This window comes from Streptomyces sp. NK08204, assembly GCF_020400585.1.
In the GTDB taxonomy this organism is placed as follows: Bacteria; Actinomycetota; Actinomycetes; order Streptomycetales; family Streptomycetaceae; genus Streptomyces.
In genome coordinates, this window is the sequence record NZ_JAINVF010000007.1 from 83,760 (window position 1) to 109,986 (window position 26,227).

The following is a 26,227-nucleotide window of genomic DNA, read 5'->3' on the forward strand; positions in this document are numbered from 1 at the left end:
CGACCAGGGTCACGGAAGGGTCCGGTCAAGGCGTCGCGCCCGCGCTCCTCCAGGCCATACCCACCTAGGTCGAGCACACAAACCTGACAGGAACCGATGTCTGACGTTTCGCGCCCCACGCTCGCGCCGGCTCGTACGGCAGCGGGCGTCGCCGCCGTGATTCCCGCCGCCGGCCGGGGAGTGCGCCTCGGTCCGGGCGCCCCCAAAGCGCTGCGTCCGCTGAGCGGCACGCCCATGCTCATCCACGCGGTCCGTGCGCTGGCCGCGTCCCGCCATGTCTCCCTGGTGATCGTCGTGGCCCCGCCCGACGGCGCCGCCGAGGTCAAGTCCCTGCTCGACCTGCACGCCCTGCCCGAGCGCACCGACTTCCTGGTCGTGCCCGGCGGGGACAGCCGCCAGGAGTCGGTCAGGCTCGGCCTGGACGCCCTTCCGCCCGAGTACGGCATCGTCCTCGTCCACGACGCGGCCCGCCCGCTCGTCCCCGTGGACACCGTCGACGCCGTCATCGAGGCCGTACGCGACGGCGCCCCCGCCGTCGTGCCCGCGCTGCCGCTCGCCGACACCGTCAAGGAGGTCGAGCCGGCGACCGAGCCCGGAGCGCCCGAGCCGGTCGTCGCCACGCCCGAGCGGGCCCGGCTGCGCGCGGTGCAGACGCCGCAGGGCTTCGACCGGGAGACCCTGGTCCGCGCCCACGCCACCGTCACCGAGGCCGTCACCGACGACGCCGGCATGGTCGAGCAGCTCGGCCTGACCGTCGTGGCCGTACCCGGACACGAGGAGGCCTTCAAGGTCACCCGGCCCCTCGACCTGGTCCTGGCCGAGGCGGTCCTCGCGCGCAGGAGGCTGAACGATGGCTTCTGAGCAGCGCCCGGTACTGCCCCAGGTCGGCATCGGCACCGATATCCACGCCTTCGAGGAGGGCCGCGAGCTGTGGTGCGCCGGCCTGAAGTGGGAAGGCGAGGGGCCGGGCCTGGCCGGGCACTCCGACGCGGACGTCGTCGCCCACGCGGCCTGCAACGCGCTGTTCTCCGCGGCCGGGCTCGGCGACCTCGGGCAGCACTTCGGCACCGGGCGCCCCGAGTGGTCGGGCGCCTCCGGCGTCACGCTGCTCACCGAGGCCGCCCGGATCGTCCGCGACGCGGGCTTCACCATCGGCAACATCGCCGTCCAGGTCATCGGCCCCCGCCCGAAGATCGGCAAGCGGCGCGACGAGGCCCAGAAGATCCTCTCCGAGGCAGCCGGCGCCCCCGTCTCCGTCTCCGGCGCAACGACGGACGGCCTGGGCTTCCCCGGCCGCGAGGAGGGCCTGATGGCGGTGGCGACGGCGCTCGTGGTGCGCGCGGACTGACGCGCCGGACGAGGCACGCAGGCGGTTCCGGTAGAGGCGGTTTTGCTGCAGGCGGTTCCGGACGCGGGCGGGTCACCGGGTCTGGGGCGTGCCGGTGGTGTCGGCCCCGGCTGCTCGCCCGGGTCGGCGCGTCGCCGACGCTGTCGGGCGACGGGGCCTGCAGGGACGGCGGCCGGCACGCACCCACCACCGGCACGCCTCACCCCGGCGGCGTGGCGGCGCCTGCCGACCGAGCACCGTCATATGCGCCGGCCGGCAGGCGGCACGGCACCCACCTCACTTCCAGCGGCCGGGCCGCGCCCGCACCCCGAAGGACCCGCTCCGCCGCAGTCGGCAGGCGCCGTGCACCGGCGGTCCGGCAAGCCCGGCACCCTGGCGCGCAGCCCCCGCCCCGGCTCCCCGCAGCCCCTGCTGGCCCCGGTTCGTCCGGGAGCCCCGGGTGATCGCCGTGCGGGTTGACCGTGGGCGTGCGAGGGTACCCGGAGAGTCACCATCGACGAGGTCTTCCGGAGGTACCCATGGCTGCCGCCCTGTCCGACCGGCTCAAGTCGTTGCTCGACGGTCCCGTCTTCATCGTGGTCGGCACGGTCCAGCCCGACGGCAGCCCGCAGCTGTCTCCGGTGTGGGTGAAGAGGGACGGGGACCAGATCCTGTTCTCCACGACCGTCGACCGGCGCAAGAAGAAGAACATCGACCGTGACCCCCGGGTGAGCGTCGTCGTCCAGGACCCTGAGATGCCCTACGTCTACGGCGAGATCCGGGGCACCGCGGAGTTCAGCACGGAGGGCGCCAGGGAACTGATCGACGAGTTGTCGATGAAGTACACCGGCAAGAACTACGCGGAGTTCAATCCGGACTCCGTCAACGACGCCGCCCGGGTCGTCGTCAGGATCACCCCCCAGAAGGTCGTGGGCATGTTCTGAGCCAAGCGGCACGAGGCACCGCCCGGCGCCCACTACCCTGGAGTGGTGACTATTCGCCTGTACGACACCAGCGCCCGGCAGATCCGTGACTTCGCCCCGCTCAAGCCGGGCTGTGTCTCGATCTACCTGTGTGGTGCCACGGTGCAGGCGCCCCCGCACATCGGGCACGTCCGTTCGTACCTGAACTTCGACATCATGCGCCGCTGGTTCCAGTACCGCGGTTACGAGGTCACGTTCGTCCGCAACGTCACCGACATCGACGACAAGATCATCGCCAAGGCGGCCGAGCAGGGCCGCCCCTGGTGGGCGATCGGGTACGAGAACGAGCGCGCCTTCAACGACGGCTACCACGCCCTCGGCTGCCTGCCGCCGACGTACGAGCCCCGCGCCACCGGCCATGTCACCGAGATGGTCGAGATGATGCAGGGTCTGATCGAGCGCGGGCACGCCTACGCGGCCGACGGCAACGTCTACTTCGACGTGCGGTCCTTCCCGCAGTACCTGGAGCTGTCCCGGCAGGAGCTGGACAACCTGCTCCAGCCGTCCGGCGAGGGTGAGACCGGCAAGCGGGACCCGCGCGACTTCGCCATGTGGAAGGCCGCCAAGCCGGGCGAGCCGACCTGGCCGACCCCGTGGGGACCGGGGCGCCCCGGCTGGCACCTGGAGTGCTCGGCGATGGCGCACAAGTACCTGGGCTCCGCCTTCGACATCCACGGCGGCGGCATCGACCTGATCTTCCCCCACCACGAGAACGAGATCGCCCAGGCCAAGGCCTACGGCGACGAGTTCGCCCGGTACTGGCTGCACAACGCCTGGGTCACCATCGCCGGCGACAAGATGTCCAAGTCGCTCGGCAACAGCGTCCTGGTCTCGGAGATGACCAAGCAGTGGCGGCCCATCGTCCTGCGCTACTACCTCGGCACCCCGCACTACCGCTCGATGATCGAGTACAGCGAGGAGTCCCTGCGTGAGGCCGAGGCCGCGTTCGCGCGGATCGAGGGCTTCATGCAGCGCGTCACCGAGCTGGCCGGGAAGGCCGTGGATCCGGCCGCCGAGGTCCCGGCCGCCTTCGCCGAGGCGATGGACGACGACTTCGGCGTCCCGCAGGCCCTCGCCGTCGTGCACACCACCGTCCGCCAGGGCAACAGCGCACTGGCCGCCGACGACAAGGACGCCGCGGTCGCCCGGTTCGCCGAGGTGCGCGCCATGCTCGGCATCCTCGGTCTCGACCCGTTCGACGCCCACTGGGCGGGGGCGGCCGACCAGGGCGAGGATCTGCACGGGGTGGTCGACAGCCTGGTACGGCTCGTCCTGGACCAGCGCGAGTCCGCCCGAGGCCGCAAGGACTGGGCCACCGCGGACGCCATCCGCGACCAGCTCAACCAGTCCGGCCTGGTCATCGAGGACGGCCCGCAGGGCCCGCGCTGGACCCTCGGCGCGCGCTAGCACCCCGCATGATCGACTGTGCCGCCCGGCCTTCCGGGCGGCACACTGCATACGACGCACAGACGTACGTGCGAAATCTCGCACGATCTCTCACGGAGACGGATAACTCATGGCCGCGAACAACCGCCGCATGTCCGGCAAGAAGGGCGCGCAGGTCGGCAGCGGCGGCAAGCGGCGCCGGGGCCTGGAGGGCAAGGGGCCGACCCCGCCCGCCGAGATGCGCAAGGGCCACGCCAAGCAGCGCGCCGCCGCGGCCAAGGCCCGCCGCACGCAGGGCCGCCCGCAGCAGCGCCGGGGCGCCGGCAGGTCGGCGTCCGAGCTGGTCGTCGGCCGCAACCCGGTCATCGAGGCGCTGCGCGAGGGCGTGCCGGCCTCGACCCTCTACGTGCAGCAGTTCATCGACAACGACGAGCGCGTCCGCGAGGCCCTCCAGCTCGCCACCGAACGCGGTGGCATCAACCTGATGGAGGCCCCGCGTCCCGAGCTGGACCGCATGACGAACGGCCTCAACCACCAGGGCCTCGTCCTCCAGGTCCCGCCGTACGAGTACGCGCACCCCGAGGACCTCGCCGACGCCGCCTACGACGAGGGCGCCGAGCCGCTGATCGTCGCGCTCGACGGCGTCACCGACCCGCGCAACCTCGGCGCGGTCGTCCGCTCGGTCTCCGCCTTCGGCGGCCACGGCGTCGTCGTCCCCGAGCGCCGTTCGGCCGGCATGACCGCCGGTGCCTGGAAGACGTCCGCCGGTACGGCCGCCCGTACCCCGGTCGCCCGCGCCACCAACCTGACCCGGGCGCTGGAGGCGTACAAGAAGGCCGGGATGACGGTCGTCGGCCTGGCCGCCGACGGAGATGTGGAACTCGGCGACCTGGAGGCCCTCGAGGGGCCGGTCGTCATCGTGGTCGGCAGCGAGGGCAAGGGCCTGTCCCGCCTGGTCAGCGAGACGTGCGACGCCCGGGTGCGCATTGCGATGCCCGGTGGCGCGGAGTCGCTGAACGCGGGTGTGGCGGCGGGGATCGTGCTGTACGAGGCGGCACGCCGACGCGCCTGAACAGGCGTCCGAGACCCCACCCGTAAGGGGTGATTCTGGCGTCCACCCGGTGTTCGGGACGAGCTTGACGGAGTCCGGACACATCCGGCCGGTCAAAGCAGTGTCCTAACTCCTCGTCACTCGGTTAGATGAGTGTGGACACCAGAACACCCCGCACACCCACGGGGGACCGCTCGTCGGGATTCCAGTCCGGGTTCGACGACGCTCCCGCGCTGAGCATGGTGAAGGTGCCGAGCGATCCGGCGCAGGTCATCGTCAATCACGCCAGCTTCCGCGTGCAGCTGGGCGCCTCGGCCAAGCGCGGCCAATACCCGCGGATCGCCCGGCATGCGAGCGCCGGCCAGGACACCGCGCACATTCCCGCGGTGGGCGGCGCGGGCCGGGCGGGCCGCCGTCGCCCCGTCGTCTGGAGCGGCCGGTCCGCCCCCGACGACACCGGCGCCCACCGGCTGCTCCAGGCCGTGCGGGGCAGCAGCGTCCGCCACCCCGACGACCCCGCCGCCGAGGCCGGTGCCACCCAGGTCATCCCGCGCGTCGGCACCGGCTACGCCGACGCCTACGACGACCTCGACCAGACCGTCCAGACCTCGGTGGTCGGTCACCAGCGCACCGCCTCCGACGACGGCACCCGCCTCCTGCCGCACATGCGCACGGCCGGCAGCGCCTATGACGACCCCCCGTACGGAGAGTCGTCCTACGGCGAGTCGTCCTACGGCGAGTCCCCATACGAGGAGTCCCCATACGGGGACTCCCGATACGGCGGCGAGTCCCTGTACGGGGAGTCCCGATACGGCGGCGAGTCCCTGTACGGCAAGTCCCCCTACAGCGCCTTCCCCTACGGCGAGTCCCTCTACAGCACCTCCCCGTACGGCGAGTCCCCCTACTCCGACGACGAGTCCGGCCCTTACGACGACCACCCGGTGGACCCCGACGACACCGGCGCCGCCAAGCGTCAGGGCGACGACCCGGCCCGGCACGCCTACTACCCCGGCCGCCGTATGAACCTGGGCGTCGTCCTCCTCCCGCTGCGCATCTTCCTCGGCTTCATCTCCATCTACGCCGGCATGGGCAAGCTGTGCGACCCCGTCTACTTCGACGGCGGCAAACGCGGCTCCATGGTCAAGTGGCTCAACACGCTGCACCCGTGGGACGTCGCCGAGCCGTTGCACCGGTTCGCCCTGCACCACCCGGTCGGTTCCGGCCTGGTGATCGCCTTCCTCCAGGTGGTCGTGGGCGTCCTCACGATCCTCGGCTGCTGGCAGCGCGTGGTGGCCGTCGTCGGGGCCCTGCTCTCCGCCGCCCTCATCGTCACCGTCAGCTGGAAGGCGGTCCCCGCGTACGACACCCCCGACATCATCTACCTCGCCGCCTGGTCCCCGCTGATCATCGCGGGCGCCCCCGTCTACTCGGTGGACGGCCGCCTCGCGGGCACCGCCTGGCGGCGGCTCGGCCCCCGCGCCGACATCTGGGGGCTGCGCCGCTACGTCCTGCGCCGTGGCGCCCTGATCACGGCCGTCACGGTGGGCCTCACCCTCCTCGTCGGCTCCCTGCTCGGCGGTGCCGTCCGCGACTCCAGCCGTGTGGTCGTGCCCGGCCCCGGTGAGGCCCCGCGCAACAACCTGCCGGGCTCCGCGCTCCCGCAGGAGCCCGGCAAGCGGCACCGCAGCACGCCACCGGCCCCCGCCTCACCCACGGACGGCGCGACGACGGCCGGCGCGAGTCCCTCCGGTGCGTCGACGACCCCGGACGCGACCCGGACCTCCGGCGCCACGACCACCATTCCCAGCCAGACCCAGGGCACCACGGGCCAGGCCCCGCCCCGCCACTCCTCCCCGGCGGGCGGCGCCCCCAGCACGACGGCGGGCCCGACGGGCGGCACCACCGGCAGCCCCACGGGCGGCAGCACGAGAAGCACCGGCGGCAGCTCCTCGACGGGGCAGCCGGGTCTGGTCGGCGGCCTCCTCGGCTGACGTCCGGAAACCGAAAGAGCCGCCCCGTACCGGAAAGGCACGGGGCGGCTCTTCGACGGCTACCGCCCCAGAGTCGAGAGCTCCTTGGCCGCCTCCGTCAGGTCCTTCGCCGTATCGATGGCCCGCCAGTAGGCGCCCTGCGGAAGGGGGAACCCCGCAAGCTTCCGCTCCCGGGCCAGTCGGGGGAACGTGGTCCGCTCGTGGTCCCCCCGCTCGGGCAGCATCCCGGCGAACTCGGGCGAGAACACGTACACGCCGGCGTTGATCTCAAAGGTCGACGGCGGAGCCTCGATGAAGTCGGTGATGTGGCCGAACCCGTCGGTCTTCACCGCACCCCACGGAATCCGCGGACGCGCCAACGCCAGGGTCGCCACGGCGTCCCGCTCGGTGTGGAAGTCGGCCATGTCCCGCAGGGAGAAACGGGTCCAGATGTCGCCGTTGGTGGCGTACCAGGGCTGGTCCGGGTGGGGGAGACGCGCGGCGGCGTACTTGAGGCCGCCGCCGCGGCCGAGAGGCTCGGTCTCCACGACGGTGGTGACGGACACGGGCAGGTCGGCCGAGTCCAGCCACTTCTGCAGGACCTCGGCGAGGTGGCCGCAGGAGACCACCACGTCCGTCACGCCTTCCTCGGCGAGCCAGACCAACTGGTGACCGATGATCGGCGTGCCCGTGCCGGGAATCTCGACCATCGGCTTGGGCCGGTCGTCGGTGTAGGGACGCAGCCGTGAGCCCTGGCCACCGGCCAGGATGACGGCTTGAGTGGGGCGGGAGGCGGCGTTCGGATGGGTCATGTCCCGCACTGTACGTGGCGCCCCGGCCGGGGCCGGCGCCGCTAGGCGGTCCTTGAAGTGCGGTCACCCACTTCCCGACCGCCGCTTGCCCGGTACCGGCCCGGTACCGGGCGGGACAGCGGCGTACCGCGGCTCAGCTGCGCGCGGCCAGCACGCCCGAGGCGAAGGCCGTGTCGCACACCGGGCGGGCGTACGACTGCGCGCGGGAGGCGCCGTAGATGCGTACCGCGGTACGGCCCAGGGCGCGGGCGATGGAGGAACAGTGCCGGGCCAGCGCGGGGTGGCCGTTGACCGCCTGCTGGAGGTGGGTGAGGACCACGCCCGGGTTCTTGTCCTGCAGTTCGGCCATCAGCTCGTCGCGGAGCACGTCCTGCGGGGCGCGGGCGGCCGTCCTGGAGGGCACCTCCGCCGCGGAGACGTCCGTGGCGGTGAGCACCGAACTGGAGGGGCTTCCCGTCCAGTCGACCCGGGTGACCGCGAGGGTTCCGGAGAGCACCAGGACGACGGGCAGGACGAGGGCGAGAGTGCGGCCGATCCGGCGGGCAGGGCCGCCCCGGTGGCCGCGTCGCGTCTGAGGGGTGGTGGAGTGCTTCACGCGTGTGAGGGTAGCGCCCCGTAATGACGCGAAGACATTCAGTCACTCTAATGGGCGATGAGATCACGCCTCGTTCTGGGTATAGGTTGACGCTCTCCGCCTGACCGGCGGCAGCGCAGAGGGCCCCGCAGGTGTCTGCGGGGCCCTCTGCGTCGTATGCGTCAGTCCGAGAGGCGCTCGCCCGTGGAGGTCGAGAACACGTGGATCTCACCCGGCCGCGGTACGACGTGCAGGGTGGAGCCCTTCTCCGGCACCTGGCGCCCGTTCACGCGAACCACCAGGTCCTTCATCTCGCCGCCGACCTCGGCGGTGCCGTAGACGTAACCGTCGGCACCCAGCTCCTCGACGACGTTCACCGAGACCGCGAGGCCCGCCGGGGCGTCCGAGGCGTCCTTGGTGAGGGAGGCCGCGGTGGAGCCGTTCAGCTCGACCACGTCGAAGTGCTCGGGGCGGACGCCGACGGTCACCGTGCGGTCGCCCTTGTCGGCGGCGGCCGTCAGGGCCTCGCGGCTGACCGGCACGACGCTGTTGCCGAACTTCACGCCGCCGTCGGCGATCGGGACCTCGACCAGGTTCATGGCCGGGGAACCGATGAAGCCGGCGACGAAGAGGTTCGCGGGCCTGTCGTACATGTTCCGCGGCGAGTCGACCTGCTGCAGCAGGCCGTCCTTCAGTACGGCCACGCGGTCGCCCATCGTCATGGCCTCGACCTGGTCGTGGGTGACGTAGACGGTGGTGATGCCGAGGCGGCGCTGGAGCGAGGCGATCTGCGTACGGGTGGAGACGCGGAGCTTGGCGTCCAGGTTGGACAGCGGCTCGTCCATGAGGAACACCTGCGGCTCACGCACGATCGCGCGGCCCATGGCGACACGCTGGCGCTGACCGCCGGAGAGCGCCTTCGGCTTGCGGTCCAGGTACTCGGTGAGGTCGAGGATCTTCGCGGCCTCCTCGACCTTCTGCCGGATCTCCGCCTTGTTGACGCCGGCGATCTTGAGCGCGAAGCCCATGTTGTCGGCGACCGTCATGTGCGGGTAGAGGGCGTAGTTCTGGAACACCATGGCGATGTCCCGGTCCTTGGGCGGCAGGTGTGTGACGTCGCGGTCGCCGATGCGGATGGCGCCGCCGTTGACGTCCTCCAGACCCGCGAGCATCCGCAGGGAGGTGGACTTTCCGCAGCCCGACGGGCCGACCAGGACGAGGAACTCGCCGTCCTCGATCGCGATGTCGAGCGCGTCGACGGCGGGCTTGGTGGCACCCGGGTAGATCCGGGTCGCCTTGTCGAACGTGACAGTGGCCATGGTGAATGGGCCCCCTTCTACCGGCAGGAACGTGCCGGACGATCCGTTGTAGGAAGGTGGTCGGTGTAGTCCACGCGAGTGAACCGGATCAGGACGGTACCTGCCGTTCACCACATCTGTCAGCACCCGGGCGACTGTGAACTTCGCGGGAATTCCCGGCCGGGCCGGGGCGGGACGTGGGTACACTGCACAGACACACACCCCGGGGTGTGTGCACGCCTCCTTAGCTCAGCTGGTCAGAGCACCGCTCTTGTAAAGCGAAGGTCGTCGGTTCGAATCCGACAGGGGGCTCCGCCTCCAGCAAGGGAAATCGCCCCCACGATCTTGGACCGTGGGGGCGTTGTGCGAAACGCGAGAACCGTCCGATCGCCTCTGGGGCCCGGTGGGCTGCGGCGTGGTGGGTACACGAAGTAGGGAAGTGTCCCTGTACGACGTACGACCCATGTTCGGGGAGGTGAACCCCGATGACGTTGCCTGTCAGGCGCCGCCCCGGCAGCCTGCTGGAGAGGGCGATGCCGTTCGGATGGGGTGAACCCGTCGCCGCTCAGTTCGAAGACTTGTTCGAGCGTATGAATCGGCTGATGGAAGGTGCCGCCTCTGTTCCGGCCGCGATGGCCTGGGCGCCCGCCGCCGACATGCGGGAGACCGACGACTCGTATGTGATCGAGGCGGAACTGCCGGGTATCAAGCGCGACGACATCGACCTCGAGATGAGCGAGCGCGAGCTGCGCATCACTGGTGAGTTCAAGGAGCGGGAGCGTGAGGGCGTCCTGCGTCACAGCACCCGCCGCAGCGGCCGTTTCGAGTACCAGGCGCTCCTGCCCGCCGACGTGAAGTCGGAGGACGTCAGCGCGACGCTCTGCGACGGACTGCTGACCGTCACGGTGCCGAAGGCGCAGGCCACCAAGCCGCGCCACATCGAGATCACCGAGTCCTGACGCAAGGAGGAGACGCGCGGGACGGCCGGCCCGCGCGGACCGGCCGTCCCGCGGGGGACCCGAGAGGCCGTACGCGGGCTCGGCGACAGCTGTGCGGGGGCGTCATGAGAGTCGAACTGCTCCAGCAGGCCGCCGACGTGCTGTTCGGCGTGCCGGACGAGACGCACGAGGAGATCATCGCGCTCATCGACGCGGTCTCCCACGACACCACGACCCAGGAAGCGGACCTGTCCGCGGTCTTCGGCCAGTGGTGCTGGCTGGTGTACACCGTGCACGGCGACGTGGTCGAGGTGCTGGACGTCGGCTGCGTGAGGTGACCGGAGCCATGGCGCGGACGGCCGTCGACGGTGACGACCTCGTCGTAGTCCTGACCTGGCGGGAGAGACTGGCCGCGCGGCGCCGCGAGGTACGGGTGCCCCTGGCGGCGGTGTCGCGGGTGACCGTGGAGCCGGACTGGTGGCGCGCCCTGCGCGGAGACCCGGCGCGGGGGGTGTGGATCCCCGGGAGCCGGTGCATCGGCACGCGCGTCCACCTCGGAGGTCCGGATTTCGTCGTCCTGCGGCCGGGCCGGCCCGCCGTCTGCGTCGAACTGCGGCCCTCCGCGCCGTTCCGTCTGCTCGCCGTCTGCGCGCCGAGCCGTACGGAGGCGGAGGCGAGGGCACGCTCGCTGGTCCGGGCGGCACCGCGGCTCGACACGTCCACGCCGTGCCGGCAGCCGCTCCCGGTTCGGGAAGAGGTGTCCGCACGGGCGCCGGGAGAACTGCCCGGCGACGACTCCCGTCGGCCGGCCCTCCCGGAATGTCGATCGCGCGTCCGACGGCACCGGCGTGCGTGAATCGGCTCATGCGAATCAACCGGGGCCTGAACGCCGTGTGGGCGTTCGTGCGCAGTGCTCCCGGCACGTACGTGTGGCTGGGGATCCTGTTCGTCACGACCGTCGCCCTGCACCACATGTCGCCGGAGTTCGAGCAGGACTTCCTGCGGCAGCGTTCCACGAACATCCATGAGCTGTCGCACAACCCGGTGCAGGTGCTGGTGGCGAGCGCGATGTGGATCGACAGTGGGCACTGGTTCCCGTACGCCTTCCTGTACACGGTCTTCCACGCGCAGGCCGAACGCTGGCTGGGTACGGCCCGCTGGCTGGCGGTGTGCACACTGGCGCACGTGCTGGCCTCGCTGATCAGCGAGGGCATCCTGCTGAAGGCGATCCGGGACGGGATCGCCCCGTACTCCGCGGTCAACACCATGGACATCGGGGTGAGTTACGCGCTGAACGGGGTGATCGGGGTGCTCGCCTACCGGCTCGCGCCGCCGTGGCGGTACGCGTATGTCCTGGTGGTGCTGGTGGTCTTCGGGCTGCCGCTGACCGGGGGGCCGACCTTCACCGATTTCGGGCATTTCGTCTCCCTGCTGATCGGACTGGCGTGCTGTCCGCTGGTCAGGGGCTGCGGAAAAGCATGGAATCCGAAGGAGACACTGGCCGCTCCCAGGGATTAACGTCCCGCGCATGAGCAGCTCGGCAAGCAGTGCCGTCAACGGCGGCATCTCCTTCTGGTTCGCGGACGACGGCCTCCCGGCGATGCGGGAGCCGCTGCCCGGGGACGCCACGGCGGACGTGGTGATCGTCGGCGGCGGGTACACGGGCCTGTGGACGGCGTACTACCTGAAGAAGGCCTCCCCCTTCCTGCGGATCACCGTCCTGGAGCAGAAGTTCTGCGGTTACGGCGCCTCCGGACGCAACGGCGGCTGGTTGTACAACGGCATCGCGGGCCGCGACCGGTACGCGAAGCTGCACGGCCACGAGGCCGCTGTACGCCTGCAGAAGGCGATGAACGACACCGTGGACGAGGTCGTCCGGGTCGCCGGGGAAGAGGGCGTCGACGCCGATGTGCACAAGGGCGGTGTTCTCGAAGTCGCCACCACTCCGGCCCAGTTGGCGCGGTTGAGGGCATTCCACGAGCGCGAGCTGTCGTACGGCGAGAAGGACCGCGAGCTGTACGGCGCCCGGCAGACCGCCGAGCGGATCCGGATCGCCGACGCGGTCGGCTCGGCCTGGACCCCGCACGGGGCCCGGCTGCACCCGGTGAAGCTGGTGAAGGGGCTCGCGGCGGTCGTGGAGGCCCTCGGCGTCACCATCCACGAGGCGACACCGGTCACGGAGATCCGTCCCAAGCACGCGGTCACCCCGTACGGCACGGTCCGCGCACCCTACGTCCTGCGCTGCACCGAGGGCTTCACGGCGTCCCTGAAGGGGCAGCGGCGGACCTGGCTGCCGATGAACTCCTCCATGATCGCCACCGAGCCGCTGTCGGACGGGCAGTGGGCGGCGATCGGCTGGGAAGGCCGGGAGACGCTCGGGGACATGGCGCACGCCTACATGTACGCGCAGCGCACGGCAGACGGCCGGATCGCGCTCGGCGGGCGCGGGGTGCCGTACCGCTTCGGCTCGCGGACGGACAACGACGGCCGTACGCAGGAGGTGACCATCGAGGCCCTGCGCGAGATCCTGGTCCGCTTCTTCCCCGCCCTGGCGGGTGTGCGGGTGGAGCACGCCTGGTCGGGTGTGCTGGGGGTGCCGCGCGACTGGTGCGCCACGGTCACCCTGGACCGGTCCACGGGCCTGGGCTGGGCGGGCGGCTACGTCGGCTCGGGCGTCGCCACCACCAACCTGGCCGCGCGCACGCTGCGCGACCTGGTCCAGCAGGACTCGGGGCAGGCCGGCCGCACCGAGCTGACCGAGCTGCCCTGGGTGAACCACAGGGTCCGCAAGTGGGAGCCGGAGCCCTTCCGCTGGCTCGGCGTACAGGGCATGTACGCCACCTACCGCGCCGCCGACCAGCGTGAACGCCTGCGGCCCGGTATCGGGTCGTCGCGGCTGGCGAAGGTGGCGGACCGGGTGGCCGGGCGGCACTAGGGCCGCCGGACAGGTCCCGGAAAGCCCCCGCTGAGGCGCCCGCCGCACCGGGCGCCTCTGGGGGGTGTGCCGAGCCGCGGGGCGCGGCCGGGCGGCTTGCCGGGCGGGTCAGCCGACCGGTTCCGCGACCGGTGCGCCGGCCGCTGCCTGGTTCTTGGCGGCCTTGGCCGTGATCAGCAGGCCCGCGATCAGGCCGGCCAGCAGGGTCAGACCGGCCGCCCACGCGATGGCCACGGTGTAGCCGTGGACCACGCCCGCCGGGATCACGACGGCCTTCTGGGCGGGGCTGTGCAGGTGTGCGGTGATGTAGCTGGTGCTGCTCGTGGTGGCGATGGTGTTGAGCAGCGCCGTACCGATCGAACCACCCACCTGCTGTGCGGTGTTGACCGCGGCCGAGGCGGCGCCCGCGTCGCGCGGTGGGATGCCGAAGGTCGCGGTGGCGAAGATCGTCATGAAGGTCATGCCGGCGCCGACGCCCATGAGCAGCAGCGAGGGCAGGACGGCGGTGCCGTAGGAGGAGTGCACGGTCATCCGGGTCAGCAGCAGCAGGCCGCCCGAGGCGAGGATCGTGCCGGGCACCATCACCAGGCGCGGCGGCACGCGTTGGAGCAGGCGCGCCCCGATCTGCGTGGAGCCGACGAGGATCGCGGCGGTCAGCGGCAGGTAGGCCAGGCCCGCCTTGACCGGCGAGTAGCCGAGGATGATCTGCAGGTAGTAGGTCATGAACAGGAACAGGCCGAAGATGCCGATCGTCGCGAACAGCATCGTCATGAGGGAGCCCGCGCGGTCACGGTCGCCGAGGATGTGCAGCGGCAGCAGTGGCTGGGGCGTCCGCTTCTGCCACGCGATGAAGAGGGCCAGCAGCAGTGCCCCGCCCCCGAACAGGCCGAGGGTCACCGGGTCGCTCCAGCCGCGCGAGTCGGCCTGGCTGAAGCCGTAGACGACGGCGACGAGACCGCCGCAGCCGAGCAGCACGCCGGGCACGTCCAGCCGGGCCCCCGCCGGGACGGGACGCTCGCGGAGCACGGCGAAGGCGCCGATGACCGCGATGACGGCGACGGGCACGTTGACGTACAGGCACCAGCGCCAGTTCAGGTACTGGGTGAGCGTGCCGCCGACGACGAACCCGATGGCGGTGCCGCTGCCACCGATGGCGCCGTACACGCCGAACGCCTTGCCGCGCTCGCGCGGGTCGGAGAACGTCGTGGTCAGCAGGCTGAGTGCGGCGGGCGCGAGGACGGCGGCGAAGGCACCCTGCAGGGCGCGGGCACCGAAGAGCATGCCGGAGGTGGTCGCCGCGCCGCCGATCGCGGAGGCGGCGGCGAAGCCGATCAGCCCGATGACGAAGGTGCGTTTGCGGCCGACGAGGTCGGCGATCCGGCCGCCGAGCAGCAGGAGCCCGCCGAAGGCGAGGGTGTAGGCGGTGATCACCCACTGCCGGTTGCCGTCGGACATGTGCAGAGCGCGCTGTGCGGAGGGGAGCGCGATGTTCACGATCGTCGCGTCCAGCACCACCATGAGCTGGGCGAGGGCGATGACGACCAGACCCCACCAGCGGCGGGGGTCGGCTCCGTCGGTTGTGTCGGGTGCAGTCGCGCCGGGTGTTGTCGCGCCGGGAACGGCTGCACTGGGTTCACCTGTTCGGCCGATAGTCACGGGGTCAGAAGACCATGGATCCCCGTGCATCGCAGGTATTTTATCGGGATTTTGGTGCGTGATATTGCCATTTTCCGTTGTGCCGTGGTTGGTTCGGGAACCCTGCTTGATCGTTCTTTTCATGGTTCCAGCACCACCTTTCCGATCGTGCCGCGGTTCTGGAGCGCCCGGTGGGCGGCGGCGGCTTCGGCGAGCGGGAAACGGGTGACGGCCGGGCGCAGCCGGCCCTGGGCGGCCTCGTCGAGGGCCCGCAGTTCGAGGGCGCGCAGGCCTCCTGCCTTCTGCAGCATGGCCGAGCCGAGGACGGACTCGGAGAGGCCCTCGACGAGGTGTCCCCGCCCGTGCCCGACGCCCTCCGCCGACCAGCCGAAGACGAGGTGCCGCCCGTCCGGTCCGAGCAGCCCGACGGCCTCCCGCGCGACCTTGCCGCCGACGCCGTCGTAGACGACGGTGGCGGGCCGTCCGCCGAGGTGGGCGCGGACCTTCGCGGGCCAGTCGGGGCCGGTGTAGTCGACGGCGAGATCGGCGCCCTGGGCCCGGACGTGGGCGGTCTTGCGTGCCCCGCCCGCGAGCCCGATCACGACGGCTCCGGCGTTCCTCGCGTACTGCACGAGCAGCGTGCCGATGCCGCCCGCCGCCGCCGGTACGACGACCACGGAGTCCGGTCCCAACTCGGTGAACTGCGCGATCCCCAGCGCGGTGCGGCCCGTGCCGATCATCGCGACGGCGGCGGCGAAGTCCACGTTCTGCGGGATGTCGTGCAGGCGTTCGGCGGCGGTGACGGCCAGTTCGGCGTAGCCCCCGGGCACGGGGCCCAGATGAGCGACCACCCGCCTGCCCAGCCACAGCGGGTCGACGCCGTCACCGAGCGCGTCGACGACGCCCGCGACCTCCCGGCCGGGCACGGTCGGCAGGGAGGGCAGTTCCGGCAGCGGCCCGCGGTGGCCCTCCCGCAGGGCCGTGTCGAGAAGGTGCACGCCGGCCGCGTGGACCGCGATACGCGCCTGTCCCGGGCCCGGCGCGGGATCCGGGACCTCTTCGAGGACGAGGTTCTCGGCCGGGCCGAAGGTGTGCAGACGTATGGCGCGCATGAGGCTCCCTCTCAGGGGGCTGGGCGGACTCCGCCCACTGTTCAACCTCGACCAAGCTTGAGGTCAAGTCGGAATCGGGCCGAGGCGCACTGTCAGTGGCGGGGTGGAGCATGAGGGGCATGACGAGGAGAGCGACGGGTGGGGCAAGGATGAAGGGCGCGCGCCGGCCGGAGGTGCGGCTGCCTGCGCTGGAGCCGTGGACCGGCGGGGAGCTGGCGCCGGACGGGGACTACGACGGGCTGGACTTCCGGGAGTCGGACCTGGCCGGGCAGGACGGGGCGGGCGCCCGGTTTCTGGACTGCGCGCTCAGCGGGTGCGCGGTGGACGGGACGGGCTTGCGCCACGCCCGCTTCCTCGACACCGTCCTCACCGGCCTGCGCGGGGTCGGCACCGATCTCGCCGAGGCCGGATTCCGCGACGTCGAGCTGACCGACGCCCGCCTGGGCGGCACCCAGATGCACGGCGCCGTCCTGGAGCGGGTCGTCGTCCGCGGCGGCAAGCTCGACTGCCTCAACCTGCGCGGGGCCCGCCTCAAGGACGTCGTCTTCGAGTCCTGCGTGCTGGTCGAGCCGGACTTCGCGGGTGCCCGCCTGGAGCGGGTCGAGTTCGTGGACTGCACGCTGAAGGAGGCCGACTTCAGCGGGGTGACGCTGACGGAGGTGGACCTGCGCGGGGCCGCTTCGCTGGGGATCGCGCGGGGGCTGGACCGGCTGTCCGGGGCGGTGATCAGTACGGCGCAACTGCTGGACCTGGCGCCGCTGCTGGCCGGGGAGCTGGGGATCCGCGTGGAGGGGTGAGCTACGGCACCCGGGGGAAACGCGCCTGGAGTGTCCAGATCGCCGGGTTCTCCGCCAGGTCCTCGTGGAGGTCGGTCAGGTCGGCGATCAGGTCGTGCAGGAAGTCGCGGGCCTCACGGCGGAGTTCGGCGTGGGAGAAGCTGAGCGGCGCCTCCTCGGCCGGCGACCAGTCGGACGTGATGTCGACCCAGCCGAAGCGCCGCTCGAACAGCATGCGGTCCGTGGACTCGGTGAAGTCCAGCTCCGCCCGCTGCGGCCGGGCCGCGCGGGAGCCCAGCGGGTCCTTGTCCAGCTGTTCCGCGATGTCGCACAGCGCCCACGCGAAGTCCAGCACCGGCACCCATCCCCAGGCTGTGGACAGCTCCCGGTCCGTCTTCGTGTCCGCGAGGTACACGTCACCGCAGAACAGGTCGTGCCGCAGCGCATGGACGTCCGCGCGGCGGTAGTCGGTCTGCGGCGGATCCGGGAAGCGGTTGGAGAGGGCGTAGCCGATGTCGAGCACGCAAGAGATGGTGTCATGCCTGACGGGGCGGGCGCCGCCCGTAAGATCACTGACATGTCCAGATCCGCGCGCCTTGTCCCGGCCGTCGCAGGCGTGCTCGCTCTCCTCCTCTCCGGTACCGCGTGCGACAGCGGCGTGGGCGGCACCCCGGGCGCAGCCGGTGTGCGCGACCCGTACTTCCCGAAGGCGGGCAACGGCGGATACGACGTCGGCCACTACGACCTCGCGCTCGACTACACCCCCGGCACCGGCCGCCTCACCGGCAGGGCCGTGATCACCGCGCGTGCCACGGAGGACCTGTCCGCCTTCGACCTGGACCTCGTCGGACTGCACGTCGACTCGGTCGTCGTCGAGGGCAGGCGTGCCCTCTTCAGCCGCACGGGACAGGAACTCGTCGTCCGCCCCCATGACGGCCTGCGCGAGGGTGAGACCTTCAGCACGACCGTCCGCTACTCGGGCGTCCCGCGCACCCTCACCGACCCCGACGGTTCGAAGGAGGGCTGGCTGCGCACCGCCGACGGTGCGGCCGGGCTCGGCGAGCCGGTCGGCTCGATGGCCTGGTTCCCCGGCAACAACCACCCCTCCGACAAGGCGACGTACGACATCACGGTCACCGTGCCGAAGGGCCTCCAGGCCGTGTCCAACGGCGACTTGACGAGCCGGACCGACAAGGGCGGCCATGCCGTCTACGCCTGGCACACCGGCCGGCCCATGGCGAGCTACCTGGCCATGGTCGCCGTCGGCCACTTCGACATCACCCGCACCACCGGCCCGCACGGCCTGCCGGTCCTGACCGCCGTCGACCCCGCCCAGGCCGCGGCGAGCAGACGGGTCCTCGCGAAGATACCCGCGATCATCGCGTGGGAGGAGTACAACTTCGGGCCGTACCCCTTCTCCTCCACCGGCGCGGTCGTCGACCGCCCCAAGGACTCGGGCTACGCCCTGGAGACGCAGAACCGGCCCTACTTCCCCGGCGCCCCCACCGTCGACGTCCTCGTGCACGAACTGGCCCACGAGTGGTACGGCGACGCGGTCACCCCGAAGTCCTGGCGGGACATGTGGCTCAACGAGGGTTTCGCCACCTACGCGCAGTGGCTGTACGACGAGGACCACGGCGGCGACAGCGCCCAGAAGACCTTCACGGACCTCTACCACCGGGACGACGAGGCCCTGTGGGCGTTCCCGCCCGCGAAGCCGTCGAGCGCGGCGCACATCTCCGACAGGCCCGTCTACGAGCGCGGCGCGATGGTCCTGCACAAGATCCGGCAGAAGGTCGGCGACGACACCTTCTACGACATCATCCAGGGCTGGGTCGCCTCGCACCGCTACGGCACCGCGAGCACCGCCGACTTCACCACGTACGTCGAGAAGAAGGCCCCGGACGAGGACTTCGGCGGGATCTGGAAGGACTGGCTGTACGGAGACGGAAAGCCGGGCCGTCCGTGACGAGTCGACGGAGGGCCCGGCCGTGTGAACCGAGGTCAGCCGCGGCTGGCTGCCGCTAGGCGCTGATGGCCGGCACTAGTTGACGTTGACGGCCTTCCACGCCGCCGCCACCGTGTTGTACTCCACGCTGCCGGAGCCGTACAGGTCGCGGGCGGCGTTCAGCGTGGCGGTGCGGGCGCCCGCGTAGTCCGTGGTGGAGGTCATGTACGTGGTCAGGGCCTTGTACCAGATCTGGTCGGCCTTGTCCCGGCCGATGCCGGTGACCGTGGAGCCGTCGTAGGTCGGCGAGTTGTAGGAGACACCGTTGACGGTCTTCGCGCCGCTGCCCTCGGACAGCAGGTAGAAGAAGTGGTTGGCGACGCCGGACGAGTAGTGCACGTCGAGGCGGCCGACCCTGCTGGACCAGTAGTCGGCGGAGCCGCCGTCCTTGCTGGGCTTGTCCATGTAGCGCAGCGGGGTGCCGTTGCCGTTGATGTCGATCTTCTCGCCGATGAGGTAGTCACCGGGGTCCGAGGCGTTGTTCGCGAAGAACTCCACCGAGGTGCCGAAGATGTCGGAGGTGGCCTCGTTCAGACCGCCGGACTCGGCACGGTAGTTCAGCTTGGCGGTGGCCGCGGTCAGGCCGTGGCTCATCTCGTGACCGGCGACGTCGAGCGAGGTCAGCGGGTCGTTGTTGTTCGAGCCGTCGCCGTACGTCATGCAGAAGCAGCTGTCGCTCCAGAAGGCGTTGACGTAGGCGTTGCCGTAGTGGACGCGCGAGTAGGCGGCCTTGCCGTCGCCCGCGATGCCGTTGCGGTTGAAGGCGGACTTGTAGAAGTCCCAGGTGACGGCGGCGCCGTACGCGGCGTCGGCGGCTGCGGTCTGACGGTTGGTGTTCGTACCGTCGCCCCAGACGTCGTCGGCGTCGTGGAAGAGCGTGCCGGTGCCGGAGGTGCCGCCGTTGAGGTCGTACGTCTTGTGACCGCCGCGCACGCCGTCGATCAGGTCCCAGCCGCCGGTGGCGGAGGCGGTGGTGCTGAGGCTGACGGTGCCGCTGTAGCGGCTGTTGCCGGTGCCGGTGTCCGTGTCGATGGCCTGGTAGGAGTAGATCTCCTTGCCCGTGGTGGCGTCGGTGATGACGTGCAGCTCGCTCGGAGTGCCGTCCTTCTGGACGCCCTTGACGACGGACTCGTAGGCGAGGACCGGCTTGGCGTCGGCCGCCCAGACGACCTTGCGGGAGGTCGAGGTGGTGGCCTTGGTGCCGGCGGCGGCCTTCAGGGCGCTCTTCTTGGCCTCGGCGGCGGGGACGGCCGCGGTGGTGGTGGGCACGGATATGCGGGCCTTGGCAGCCTTGTTGACGCCCTTGAGGTCACCGTTCTTCGCCACGTGGGTGACGAGGTCGCCGCCGAGGACGGGCAGACCGGCGTAGGTGCGCTCGTAGCGGGTGTGGACGGTGCCGTCGAGGTCCTTGATGACGTCCCGGACGACCAGCTTCTCCTTGCTGCCCAGACCGAGCTGGCGGGCGGCCGAACCGGCGTGCTCCTGCGCCGTCTTGATGGCCGCGACGCGGGCGGAGGCGCTGAGCGGGGCGGCCTGGGCGCCGGAGACGTGCTCGGGCGCGGCGGTGGCGGCGCCGTTCTGGAGGGCGAGGACGACCATTGCGGCCGAGCCGATCAGGGCGGCGGCGCGGACGGTGGCCTTACGGGTGGCGTGGGGCTGACTCACTCGGTCTCCTTAGAGCTGGTCTCCGTGGGGTCGGAGACACAGGTGGGGCACAGGTCATGCACAGAGGTGCGGCGAGTGAGGAGAGAGTGACATCTTGGCCCGCGTTTTGACAGAGGCCGGACAACACTTTACGTGTTCGTATCCGAAAGACGTACGATCGAAACCGCTATACGGACGGCCAAATCATGATCAACTGGCAGGTGAACAGCAGGAGTTGAAACAGGGGCTCCCCCGCCGCCGGTGCGGCAGGGGAGCCCCTGTGTGTACGGCTCGGCGAGGGTGTGTCAGACGTTCACGCCGAAGTCCTGGGCGATGCCCACCAGGCCCGAGGCGTAACCCTGGCCCACCGCGCGGAACTTCCACTCCGCGCCGTTGCGGTACAGCTCGCCGAAGATCATGGCCGTCTCGGTGGCCGCGTCCTCGGAGAGGTCGTACCGGGCGATCTCGGCGCCGCCGGCCTGGTTGATGACGCGGATGTAGGCGTTGCGCACCTGGCCGAAGTTCTGGCCGCGGTTCTCGGCGTCGTAGATGGAGACCGGGAAGACGACCTTGTCGACGTCGGCCGGGAGGGCGCTCAGGTTGACGTTGATCGCCTCGTCGTCGCCGGCGCCCTCGCCCGTGCGGTTGTCGCCGGTGTGGACGATGGAGTTGTCCGGGGTCTGCTTGTTGTTGAAGAAGACGAAGTGGCTGTCCGAGTAGACCTTGCCCTGGGTGTTGACCGCGATGGCGGAGGCGTCCAGGTCGAAGTCCGTGCCGGTGGTGGTGCGGACGTCCCAGCCGAGGCCCACGGTGACGGCGGTCAGGCCCGGAGCCTCCTTGGTGAGCGAGACGTTGCCACCCTTGGACAGGCTTACAGCCATGATTGGGAGTCCTTTCCCTTGGTTTCCGTGCACTCTTAGCCGACGCACTCTGTCACTGTGTGCCGACGAAACTAGCGTCACCGGGGACAACGTCGTGAGGGGTCTCCATGGTTCCGCATCGCTTTACCTTTTTTACCCGGTCTGCGAAATCCGGGTGACGCGGGGCGCACCGGGCCGGGAACATGGAGGCATGGCTGGTCCCTATGTCATCCGTGGCTCCGTCTCGCTTCCCGAGGCCGAGCTGACGTGGCGTTTCTCCAGGTCGTCCGGGCCCGGTGGGCAGCACGTCAACACGAGCGACTCGCAGGTCGAGCTGCGCTTCGACCTGGCCGGCACCGAGGCGCTGCCGCCGGTGTGGAAGGAGCGGGCGCTGCAGCGGCTGGCCGGGCGCCTCGTGGACGGGGTCGTGGTCGTACGGTCCTCCGAGCACCGCTCCCAGTGGCGCAACCGCGAGTCCGCCGCCGTGCGGCTCGCGTCCCTCCTTGCGGAGGCCACCGCGCCGCCGCCCAGGCCGCGCAAGCCGACCCGTATCCCACGCGGCATCAACGAACGCCGCCTGCAGGAGAAGAAGCAGCGCGCGCAGACCAAGCGGGGCCGCTCCGGACGCGACTGGACGTGACGAGACGCCGGCGGCGAACGGTGCGCTCTACGCCCCCGCGCTGTCCGGTGCTCCAGTCTCTTCGGTGCCTTCGGTGCCTTCGGTGCCTTCGGCGCCTGCCAGGGTCAGCACGCCGACCGCCTGCCCGCCGCTCGTCTCCCCGTTCTTCCGAAAGCCCAGCCGGAGGTAGAACCCCTCGGGGCCGTCCGGTCCGGGATGCCAGGTCACGTACATCTCCTTGCCGCCCCTGCGGCGGATCTCCGCGGCGACGGAGTCGACGGCGAAGCGGCCGTAGCCCTTGCCCTGCTGCCCGGCGGCGATGTTCAGGCGCCACAGGCCGGAGCGGTGCACACTGCCGTCGAGGTGCCAGTCGATGTCGAGGAAGGCCATCAGGAAACCGACCGGTCGTCCCGCGTCGGTGATCAGCCGGGGCCAGGCGACACCGGGGTGGACATACGCCTCGGCCAGGGAGTTCACCACGGGCTCCACCGCGTGCTCCTGGTCCGGACGGACGCGAACGCCCAGCGCGGCGTCGAGGTTGTGGGGCGTTATCTCTTCCAGCTGCGGCGAGCCGGGCGAGTCGGCGGTCATCCGCGCAGCGTAGGCCGGGCCTGCCCGGCGCCGCGACGGGATTTCGGGCGGTACCCGGTCAGCCCAGCTGCCGGTACCGGCCCCGGAAGTACAGCAGCGGTCCGCCCTCCGCGCTCGGCACGCGCGCGGTCAGCACCCGGCCGATCACCAGCGTGTGGTCGCCGGCCGTCACCCGCTGCTCGGTCCGGCACTCCAGGGTGGCCAGCGCGCCGCCCACCAGCGGGGCGCCGGTGGCCTCGCCGCGGACGCAGGAGAGGTCCTGGAAGAGGAGACGGTCGCTGATACGGCCCTTCATCGCGAAACGGCCCGCGACGTGCCGCTGGCTCTCGGCGAGGACGGAGACCGCCCACAGGGGCTGCTCGGTGAGCAGGTCGTCCATCCGCGACCCCTCGCGCAGGCTGACCAGCACCAGCGGCGGGTCCAGGGAGACGGACACGAAGGCCGTGGCGGTCATGCCCACGTCCTCGACGTCCGGCGCCCCGGGGTCGTCCGGGTCCAGCGGCGGTTCCTGCGCGGTCACCAGGACCACGCCCGCGGCCAGCCGGGACATCGCTGCCCGGAACTCGTCGTTGCTCACCCCCTCAGCATGCCCGGAGGAGGGTGCGGCGGTCGGGGAAGGGGTCATCAGCACGCCGGAAACGCTATTCTCCGCCCGGCACGCCACGCATCGGGCCTCCGCCCGAAGTGAGTCCTAGGACCAGCGACGGGCGTGTTCGTACATCATGTGCATCCGTCCGCGACGCCTGCGTTCAGCAAACGGACAGCGAAAATCGCAAAAATGCGGAAACCTTACTCTATTGCCCATCTTTATGTGTGACTTGAGTCACAAGGGGCGGGAATTGTTGACCCTGTGTACCGAGTGAGCAGCGCGCTGTGATTCAGTGGCTCGGAACCCTTGATTCGCTGCGAGGTCTCGGGGGGAGGGCGAGCATGGAGACCGAGTCTGAGCCGTACGTCCGTCTTGCATCCCTCCGGCAGCTGCACCAGGCCATGGCCGAAATGAACACGGCACGCAGCCTGGCGGACACGCTGCAGACCGTCGCCGACGGCGTGGTGCACGCCCTCGGATACGAGATGGCGTGCGTGAACCTCGTACGCGCCGACGGCGACCTCGTCGTCGCCGCGCTCGCCGGGAACTCCGCCGCCGAGGCCCTGATCACCGGCCGGGTCGGCTCCCGCGACTCCTGGGAGCGACGGCTGACCATGGGCGAGCAGTGGGGCGACCTGGTCTTCATACCCCACAGCGAGGGCTGGGTCCTCGACGACGACGACGTCCCGCAATGGTTCACGGACGGACCCGAGCCCCGCTTCGAGGACGAGTGGCACCCCTCCGACCGGCTCTTCGCCCCCATGTACACCCCGGGCGCCCAGGGCGGCTCCTACGGCGAGCTGCTGGGGGTCCTGTCCGTCGACCGGCCGCGCAACGGCCGCAGGCCCGGCGCCTGGGGCCGCGAGGCCCTCCAGATGTACGCCTTCCAGGCCGCGATCGCGATCAGCAACGCCCGCCTGCGGTCCAACATGCAGCGCGCCCTGGTCCGCCTGGAGCGCGAGCAGCAGGCCCTGCGCGCCAGCGAGGAGAGCTTCCGGCAGGCCTTCGAGTACGCCCCCTCCGGCATGGCGATCGCCGAGATGGGCGGCGACCAGCACGGCCGGATACTGCGCAGCAACGACGCCCTGTGCCGCCTGCTGGGCCGCCCCGCCTCCGCGATGCGCCGCTACTCCTTCTCCGACCTCGTCCACCCCGAGGACATCGGCACGCTGCTGCGGACCTCGGCGGAGGGCGGGCGCGCGGAACTGCGCCTCGGCCGCCGGGACGGCACGTACGTGTGGGTGTCGCTGCGCAACTCCGTCGTCGCCGACGCGGCCGACGGCCCCCGCTTCCTCCTGACCCACGTCGAGGACATAGAGGAACGCAAACGCCGCGAGCTGCAGCTCGCGCACCGTGCCTCGCACGACTCCCTGACCGGCCTGCCGAACTCCGCCGAGCTGCGTTCACGCCTGTCCGCCCGACTGTGCAGGCGGCCCACCCACGCCCTGGAGTCCCTGGACGCGGCCTACGGCCACCCCTCCCACGACCTGTCCACCGGGCACGGCTTCGACTTCGGGCCCGGCGTGGAGGCGTACGACGCTTTCGACCACCACGTGCACACCAGCGCCCCCGAGGACGGCCACGACGACGGCACCAAGGGCCTGGCGGTCCTCTTCTGCGACCTCGACGGCTTCAAGTCGATCAACGACCGTTTCGGCCACAACGCGGGCGACGCCGTCCTCATCGAGGTGGCCCGGCGGCTGTCCCGGGGCGTGCGCGACGGGGACACCGTCGCCCGGCTCGGCGGCGACGAGTTCGTGATCCTCGCCGACGGCCTCGGCAAGGCCGACGCCCAGGACCTCGCCGTGCGCCTGCGCAACGAGATCATCCAGCCGATCCGGGCCGAGGGCCGGGCCGTCCGGGTGGGTGCGAGTTTCGGCATCGGATGGGCACACTGCGGCATGACGGCGGACGAAGTGCTGAAGTCAGCCGACGAGCGGATGTACGTCGAGAAACGATCTCGTCCCAAACAGCACCGGCGCGCCGGATGAACCGCAGGTCAGCGCATTGGTGCAGTGCGGCTCACCCGTTTGGGGCACCGGGACCGGGTAGGCTCGGCATTCCAGCCTTGTACCGCACCCGCCCGCACCTGTTGAGGAGTACCTAGGGATGACGCCCGGCGACAACGGCCCGAGCACGCCCGAGGACGACGACCCGTTCGGCTACCTCTACGCCGACGGTCAGGCCCGAGGAGCCCAGCCGCCGTCCGGCGGTTACGGCTACCCGAACTCGGTCAGCAGGGTGCGTGCGGTGGGCGAGCGGCAGTACGGCCAGCAGCAGGCCGCTCCGTACGGCCAGTCGTCCGTACCCACACAGGGTGCCTACGGCCAGCCGAACGCCTACTACCAGGCCCCGGAGACCCTGCCCGGCGGCGCCCCGCCCGGCAGCCGGCCCGCGCCGCCCGTTCCCGCCCGCCGTGGCCCGAACACCAAGGGCCTGCTGATCGGCGCGATCGCGGTGGTCGCGGCGGTCGTCATCGGCATCGGCGCCGCGATGATCAGCGGCGACTCGGGCGACAAGACGGGCAACGACGCCAACGCCAACCCGGCCCAGTCCCAGGCCGTCTCCCCGACCCCGTCGAGCAGCGCCTCGGCGGCCCCGGGCGAGCTCCCGAAGGCCGACGCCCAGGCCCTCCAGCTGGCGGGCGGCGCGACCAAGGCCTCGGACGTCACCGGCGCCAAGGCGGCGGGCGGTGTCTACGTGGGCGGCCTCAACACGGTCGGCTCCTCGGTGACCTGGACGATCAACGACCTTCCCGAGGCCGGCCCGTACACCCTGTTCATGCAGTACAGCGTGGCCGGCGAGAACCAGTCGATGACGGTGACCGTCAACGGCAAGGAATTCGGCAGCAAGGTCAACTTCAAGAACTACCGGAGCGCGGCTGACGGCGACTTCGCCAACGGATGGACCCACTCTTTCGTGTGGCCCACCCTCCAGAAGGGTTCCAACACGATTTCCATCTCCTGCCAGGCCGGCGACAAGTGCAACGTCCTGCTGGATCAGGTGTACCTGAAGAAGGGTCAGGTCACCGGCTGAGGGCGATCCCGCGTCTCTGTTCGGCGCGGCCGGAGGATACAGGGCGGTGGCCCTCACCCGCGTTGCTTGACAGTTGAGGCCGG

General features: G+C 71.1%; 26 protein-coding genes and 1 tRNA gene. 17 read left to right on the forward strand and 10 right to left on the reverse strand.

The window, feature by feature from the left end; translation table 11 throughout:
- The first annotated feature begins 96 nt into the window (after positions 1-96).
- The 6 genes from ispD to K7G59_RS13810 all read left to right on the forward strand — a co-directional run bounded on the left by ispD (position 97) and on the right by K7G59_RS13810 (position 6,738).
- The gene (gene ispD, locus K7G59_RS13785) at positions 97-861 is read left to right on the forward strand and encodes a 2-C-methyl-D-erythritol 4-phosphate cytidylyltransferase (RefSeq protein ID WP_225833952.1); all 765 of its coding nucleotides are present in this window, start codon (positions 97-99) and stop codon (positions 859-861) included.
- Positions 851-1,348, forward strand: a complete 498-nt coding sequence (ispF, locus tag K7G59_RS13790; RefSeq protein WP_225833954.1) for a 2-C-methyl-D-erythritol 2,4-cyclodiphosphate synthase — start codon at positions 851-853, stop codon at positions 1,346-1,348. Before ispD ends, ispF begins: the two co-directional genes overlap by 11 nt.
- A 518-nt stretch (positions 1,349-1,866) precedes the next feature.
- On the forward strand, positions 1,867-2,271 hold the full coding sequence (locus K7G59_RS13795) for a PPOX class F420-dependent oxidoreductase (RefSeq protein WP_225833956.1): 405 nt from the start codon (positions 1,867-1,869) through the stop codon (positions 2,269-2,271).
- Between the two features lie 45 nt (positions 2,272-2,316).
- The gene (gene cysS / locus K7G59_RS13800) at positions 2,317-3,717 is read left to right on the forward strand and encodes a cysteine--tRNA ligase (RefSeq protein ID WP_225833957.1); all 1,401 of its coding nucleotides are present in this window, start codon (positions 2,317-2,319) and stop codon (positions 3,715-3,717) included.
- A 109-nt stretch (positions 3,718-3,826) separates the two neighbouring features.
- Complete coding sequence (gene rlmB, locus K7G59_RS13805) at positions 3,827-4,768, forward strand: 23S rRNA (guanosine(2251)-2'-O)-methyltransferase RlmB (RefSeq protein WP_225833959.1); 942 nt, start codon at positions 3,827-3,829, stop codon at positions 4,766-4,768.
- A 128-nt stretch (positions 4,769-4,896) separates the two neighbouring features.
- Entirely contained in the window at positions 4,897-6,738 is a 1,842-nt protein-coding gene (locus tag K7G59_RS13810; protein WP_225833961.1) for a DoxX family protein, read from the forward strand.
- A gap of 59 nt (positions 6,739-6,797) precedes the next feature.
- On the opposite strand, the gene K7G59_RS13815 is transcribed toward K7G59_RS13810, so the two are convergent.
- The 3 genes from K7G59_RS13815 to K7G59_RS13825 form a co-directional block, all read right to left on the reverse strand.
- Positions 6,798-7,529: a nucleotidyltransferase family protein gene (locus K7G59_RS13815; RefSeq protein WP_225833963.1), complete on the reverse strand. Its 732-nt coding sequence runs from the start codon at positions 7,527-7,529 to the stop codon at positions 6,798-6,800.
- Positions 7,530-7,662: 133 nt separating this feature from the next.
- Entirely contained in the window at positions 7,663-8,124 is a 462-nt protein-coding gene (locus tag K7G59_RS13820; RefSeq protein ID WP_225833965.1) for a hypothetical protein, read from the reverse strand.
- Between the two features lie 161 nt (positions 8,125-8,285).
- Entirely contained in the window at positions 8,286-9,422 is a 1,137-nt protein-coding gene (locus K7G59_RS13825) for an ABC transporter ATP-binding protein (protein ID WP_225833967.1), read from the reverse strand.
- A 217-nt stretch (positions 9,423-9,639) separates the two neighbouring features.
- Between K7G59_RS13825 and K7G59_RS13830 the strand changes: the two genes are divergently transcribed.
- From K7G59_RS13830 to K7G59_RS13855, 6 genes are all read left to right on the forward strand, one after another.
- Positions 9,640-9,713, forward strand: a tRNA-Thr gene (locus K7G59_RS13830).
- Positions 9,714-9,886: 173 nt separating this feature from the next.
- A complete protein-coding gene (locus tag K7G59_RS13835) occupies positions 9,887-10,360 on the forward strand; it encodes an Hsp20/alpha crystallin family protein (protein WP_225833969.1) in 474 nt (157 codons plus the stop codon).
- Positions 10,361-10,464: 104 nt separating this feature from the next.
- The gene (locus K7G59_RS13840; RefSeq protein WP_225833971.1) at positions 10,465-10,677 is read left to right on the forward strand and encodes a hypothetical protein; all 213 of its coding nucleotides are present in this window, start codon (positions 10,465-10,467) and stop codon (positions 10,675-10,677) included.
- An 8-nt stretch (positions 10,678-10,685) separates the two neighbouring features.
- Positions 10,686-11,195: a hypothetical protein gene (locus K7G59_RS13845; protein ID WP_225833973.1), complete on the forward strand. Its 510-nt coding sequence runs from the start codon at positions 10,686-10,688 to the stop codon at positions 11,193-11,195.
- Between the two features lie 8 nt (positions 11,196-11,203).
- Entirely contained in the window at positions 11,204-11,857 is a 654-nt protein-coding gene (locus K7G59_RS13850) for a rhomboid-like protein (protein WP_225833974.1), read from the forward strand.
- A gap of 10 nt (positions 11,858-11,867) precedes the next feature.
- Positions 11,868-13,274, forward strand: coding sequence for an FAD-binding oxidoreductase (locus K7G59_RS13855; protein ID WP_225833976.1), 1,407 nt, complete (start codon positions 11,868-11,870; stop codon positions 13,272-13,274).
- A gap of 108 nt (positions 13,275-13,382) precedes the next feature.
- On the opposite strand, the gene K7G59_RS13860 is transcribed toward K7G59_RS13855, so the two are convergent.
- Together K7G59_RS13860 and K7G59_RS13865 are read right to left on the reverse strand one after the other, a co-directional pair.
- A complete protein-coding gene (locus K7G59_RS13860) occupies positions 13,383-14,930 on the reverse strand; it encodes an MFS transporter (RefSeq protein WP_225833977.1) in 1,548 nt (515 codons plus the stop codon).
- A gap of 119 nt (positions 14,931-15,049) precedes the next feature.
- Positions 15,050-16,021, reverse strand: a complete 972-nt coding sequence (locus tag K7G59_RS13865) for a zinc-binding dehydrogenase (RefSeq protein WP_225833979.1) — start codon at positions 16,019-16,021, stop codon at positions 15,050-15,052.
- Between the two features lie 149 nt (positions 16,022-16,170).
- Here K7G59_RS13865 and K7G59_RS13870 point away from each other — a divergent pair, with 149 nt between their 5' ends.
- Positions 16,171-16,818 (forward strand): pentapeptide repeat-containing protein, encoded by a 648-nt coding sequence (locus K7G59_RS13870; RefSeq protein WP_225833981.1) that lies wholly within the window; start codon positions 16,171-16,173, stop codon positions 16,816-16,818.
- A gap of 1 nt (position 16,819) precedes the next feature.
- Here the strand turns inward: K7G59_RS13870 and K7G59_RS13875 are convergent, their stop codons facing one another.
- Complete coding sequence (locus tag K7G59_RS13875; RefSeq protein ID WP_225833982.1) at positions 16,820-17,320, reverse strand: hypothetical protein; 501 nt, start codon at positions 17,318-17,320, stop codon at positions 16,820-16,822.
- Positions 17,321-17,374: 54 nt separating this feature from the next.
- Here K7G59_RS13875 and K7G59_RS13880 point away from each other — a divergent pair, with 54 nt between their 5' ends.
- On the forward strand, positions 17,375-18,766 hold the full coding sequence (locus tag K7G59_RS13880) for a M1 family metallopeptidase (protein WP_225833984.1): 1,392 nt from the start codon (positions 17,375-17,377) through the stop codon (positions 18,764-18,766).
- A 75-nt stretch (positions 18,767-18,841) separates the two neighbouring features.
- Here K7G59_RS13880 and K7G59_RS13885 read toward each other — a convergent pair whose 3' ends face one another.
- Positions 18,842-20,404, reverse strand: a complete 1,563-nt coding sequence (locus K7G59_RS13885; RefSeq protein ID WP_225834236.1) for a M4 family metallopeptidase — start codon at positions 20,402-20,404, stop codon at positions 18,842-18,844.
- Between the two features lie 350 nt (positions 20,405-20,754).
- On the reverse strand, positions 20,755-21,330 hold the full coding sequence (locus K7G59_RS13890; protein ID WP_225833986.1) for a TerD family protein: 576 nt from the start codon (positions 21,328-21,330) through the stop codon (positions 20,755-20,757).
- Positions 21,331-21,520: 190 nt separating this feature from the next.
- Here K7G59_RS13890 and arfB point away from each other — a divergent pair, with 190 nt between their 5' ends.
- Entirely contained in the window at positions 21,521-21,949 is a 429-nt protein-coding gene (arfB, locus tag K7G59_RS13895) for an alternative ribosome rescue aminoacyl-tRNA hydrolase ArfB (RefSeq protein ID WP_225833987.1), read from the forward strand.
- A 27-nt stretch (positions 21,950-21,976) separates the two neighbouring features.
- Here arfB and K7G59_RS13900 read toward each other — a convergent pair whose 3' ends face one another.
- Positions 21,977-22,519, reverse strand: coding sequence for a GNAT family N-acetyltransferase (locus K7G59_RS13900; protein WP_225833989.1), 543 nt, complete (start codon positions 22,517-22,519; stop codon positions 21,977-21,979).
- 58 nt (positions 22,520-22,577) lie between these two features.
- Positions 22,578-23,144, reverse strand: a complete 567-nt coding sequence (locus tag K7G59_RS13905) for a flavin reductase family protein (RefSeq protein WP_225834238.1) — start codon at positions 23,142-23,144, stop codon at positions 22,578-22,580.
- Positions 23,145-23,449: 305 nt separating this feature from the next.
- On the opposite strand from K7G59_RS13905, the gene cdgB reads away from it, so the two are divergent.
- Positions 23,450-25,099, forward strand: coding sequence for a diguanylate cyclase CdgB (gene cdgB, locus K7G59_RS13910; protein ID WP_225833991.1), 1,650 nt, complete (start codon positions 23,450-23,452; stop codon positions 25,097-25,099).
- Between the two features lie 118 nt (positions 25,100-25,217).
- Positions 25,218-26,144, forward strand: a complete 927-nt coding sequence (locus K7G59_RS13915; protein ID WP_225833992.1) for a carbohydrate-binding protein — start codon at positions 25,218-25,220, stop codon at positions 26,142-26,144.
- Positions 26,145-26,227 lie beyond the last annotated feature (83 nt).